The organism is Pseudoxanthomonas koreensis, assembly GCF_010093225.1.
In the GTDB taxonomy this organism is placed as follows: Bacteria; Pseudomonadota; Gammaproteobacteria; order Xanthomonadales; family Xanthomonadaceae; genus Pseudoxanthomonas; species Pseudoxanthomonas koreensis.
In genome coordinates, this window is the sequence record NZ_PDWM01000073.1 from 1 (window position 1) to 3,127 (window position 3,127).

The 3,127-nt window shown below is 59.6% G+C and carries 3 protein-coding genes; all 3 read right to left on the minus strand.

Features of this window, described 5'->3' with window-relative positions; translation table 11 throughout:
- Positions 1-12 precede the first annotated feature (12 nt).
- Positions 13-390, minus strand: a complete 378-nt coding sequence (locus CSC64_RS14105; RefSeq protein WP_162435890.1) for an IS3 family transposase — start codon at positions 388-390, stop codon at positions 13-15.
- Between the two features lie 5 nt (positions 391-395).
- Positions 396-752: a transposase gene (locus tag CSC64_RS13715; RefSeq protein ID WP_162435891.1), complete on the minus strand. Its 357-nt coding sequence runs from the start codon at positions 750-752 to the stop codon at positions 396-398.
- Positions 753-1,917: 1,165 nt separating this feature from the next.
- On the minus strand, positions 1,918-2,838 hold the full coding sequence (locus CSC64_RS13720; protein WP_238390051.1) for a CPBP family intramembrane glutamic endopeptidase: 921 nt from the start codon (positions 2,836-2,838) through the stop codon (positions 1,918-1,920).
- Positions 2,839-3,127: the final 289 nt, after the last annotated feature.

The following is a 3,127-nucleotide window of genomic DNA, read 5'->3' on the forward strand; positions in this document are numbered from 1 at the left end:
CCGGCCTCGGCCTCACGCAGGAAGCCGATGATCTGCTCTTCGGAAAAGCGCTTCTTCACGTCCAATCTCCTCGCTTTGGGGAATTGGACTCCAGTTCGCCGTGCTACTCAAAACCGGGGGGACGTCGCCCGGGCGCCGCCGATAAAGGCGAGCCGAGCAGGCGCGCAAGCCCTCCTCGCGCATGAGCCGCTCCACCCGTCGGCGCCCCACCTGCTCGCCTTGCCGCTTGAGTTCGGCATGCACCCGGGGGCTGCCGTAGGTTTCCCGACTGGCAACATGAACCTGCCGGATCTTCTCGATCAGCGCCGCGTCCTCGATCGCACGGGAACTGGCAGGTCGTTGCACCCAAGCGTAGTAGCCGGCGGGACTGACCCCATAGAGGCGGCACATCGTCCTCACCGGGCAGGCTTCCTTGTGGTGCTCGATGAAGGCGAAGATTTCGCCTTTCGACCGGAAGTGAACGCGATCGCTTTTTTTAAAAGGTCATGCTCGACCTTCAGCTGCTCGTACTGCCGCTTGATCTGACGCAGCGCCTTCAGCTCGGCGGCCACAACCGGATCTACCTGCGCACCCTTGGTCACGATGATCCCCTCCCGGGCCAGTCTTCGCCAACGAGACAGCATGTAGGGGTGGATGTAAAGCGACTGCGCGACGTCGCTGACCAGGACACCTCGCTGCTCGCTCAGGCGAACGGCGACAGCCTTGAATTCGTCGCTGTAACGGCGGGTGGTTCTTGGACCTGGCTTTGGCATTAGGAACACTCCTGAGGGTTAGGTCAGGGTGTCCACTGAACCGAAGGAACTACCGGTTCGGCTTGAATGAATTGTTAGGGGGCAGACCAGCCTCTCGAAGAAGACTGAGTAGCTCCGCGATTAGTTCGCCGGCCTCTTGGGCGGTGCTTACGCGATAACCACTACGGCTTACCGCGCTAGCCACAGCTAAGTCCCCTCTAGCCGCCGCAGACAGTCCTTCTTGAAGGATAGCTATGAACTCAGCACCCAAGTCTGGATAGCTCTGGGCAAGAGAAGCCATGGTCTGCGCCGCGTCTTCGAGTGTGCCCTGTGCAATGTGCGCGCCAAAGATGTTCTCCAACGACTCCGACATAGTTGCACTGCCCCCTAACGCCTGAATTAAGCCGACCGGCGAAGCCGGTTCGGCTTGAATGAATTGTTAGGCCTCTGGAACGGGAGTGTGCACAGTTCCTGGCCTTTCCTTTCCGGTCATCCCGCAATCCGACACTGCCCAAGGGGAACCCGCAAGGTGTGCCGGATTGAACTCCCAGCCGAATGTTGAATAGTAGGTTCGCCTGAAAATGCTTAGAAAATCTTGGAACGACTTGCTTTCGGCTCCGTTGATCAAGGACATCTGGTCTAGCACGTCTAACACGACACCATCTACGCATGCCCGCTCCTGAGGTGTGTCAGAAGGGCAGTGCTGCGCCAACTCGCGCCTAGCGCCGCCCCGAGCGCTACCGTTTGCGATGGCTAGGAACCGGAGCGTGCTGATGTATCGCTGAACTAGCGGGTGTGTGTTGCTAGGAGTCTCCATAGAATCCAATACAGCTCTGGCTGTATCAAAGTCATCGACATTGTTGTTACGAGAGCCGCGCAAGATCAGGTACATCGCAAGGTTGTTGCCCACAATGTAATTACGTTCGCTTCCAGCGTCACGAATTGCCGCAATCGCCTGATCTGGCCCAACGTTGTTGTACAAATACTCAGCCTTACAGGACTGTTCGACCGCTTGGTCATTGGCTGAGCATGCGGCCAGCACGGGTAAGAGAAGGAGCAAGCGCGAAAAGTGCATAGAAGAGGCCTAACGCTTGAGTTAAGCCGCGTTGCGAAGCAACGTCGGCTTGAACGAACTGTTAGGCCGCAAATGGGAATCGGTCAAGGCTTCGTAGGCATCGCATCGGAACTAGGCCACCGGAAGGAAGAGGGCCCCACGTCGCCGTGCCGCGCGCAGCAGCAGCACGACCGCGACCGATGTTGATACGATCACCAGGAACGAACTCTCCGGACCGAACATCCCGCCGGTCAACCAGTCGGGTCCGGCAAAGTGGCTTTCGAACGGAGCGATGGCGCGCCAGTCCTCATTGCCGGAGAGCGGCACACCGCTGAGCAGAATAGTGAAGTTCCAGGCGGCATGATTGGCGGCCGCCGCCCACAGGTTACGCGTCAGGATGAACACCGCGCCCCAGAGCAGGCCCGCCAAAGTTACTGATACCAGCATTGTCACCACATCGCCAACTCCACCTCGTTCGACGTTTCCCAAGTGCCACATGGCGAACAGCACCGCTTGCATCGCCAATGCCGGCCAGGTTCCCCATGATCGCTCCAGCACCCGAAACAGTACACAGCGGAAGACCAGCTCCTCCAGAGTGGCCGCGATGACGATGAGGACCGCCGCATCCATCAGTGCTGGCGAGGCACCGCGAAAGAGCACCATTTGGTAGGCGCCGAGTGCGAACAGCAGCGCGATCGGCACTGCAATCAAGGCGGCGCCACCGGCGCCGCCCAGCAACAGAGGCACCGGTTTTACTCGCAGTTCTGTTACGTCGCGATTCTCATGCCAGTGCACGTACGACCAGTAGCCGGCTACTGCGGCCAAGAAGATGCAGGCACGCCTGATCGCGCTGAGCAAATCGGCCCCGGGGTGGAAAACCGAATCGATCAGTGGCACCAGACCCTTGCCAACGACCAGTACCGAGCCCATGACCGCCACCCAGCCCAGCAATAGCGAGCCCAGCATCCGGGCGCTGGCGCGCAGACGCCGCCATGCGATACCTCCAGGTTTCGTAGCAGGGGCATGGCCCGTCAGAGCACGTTTCGAGAGCATGGCAAAGTCCAGTGCGGGGTAGATGCAGCCTGCAGCTTGAGCTGACAACTCATCAACCACTTTGCGACGAAGCGGCTGGAACGGTAGATCAAACAGAGAATGTGGCGACAAACATCCGTCACGCGGCCTAACACCAGAATTAAGCCGCGCCGCGAAGCGGCGTCGGCTTGAATGATGGGATGGACTCCTCCCGCGTCGCCACACGGCTTCGATGAGCCAGACCGATACTGGATCGGGACACGGGATCGCGAGAGGAGTCCACGCCATGCATGCTATTACCGTCGCTATC

What these genes read in the sequence shown, in the direction of transcription:
- CSC64_RS13720 (WP_238390051.1), bottom strand. Translation starts at nt 2,838, where the DNA reads ATGCTCTCGAAACGTGCTCTGACGGGCCATGCCCCTGCTACGAAACCT.
- CSC64_RS14105 (WP_162435890.1), bottom strand. Translation starts at nt 390, where the DNA reads ATGTGCCGCCTCTATGGGGTCAGTCCCGCCGGCTACTACGCTTGGGTG.
- CSC64_RS13715 (WP_162435891.1), bottom strand. Translation starts at nt 752, where the DNA reads ATGCCAAAGCCAGGTCCAAGAACCACCCGCCGTTACAGCGACGAATTC.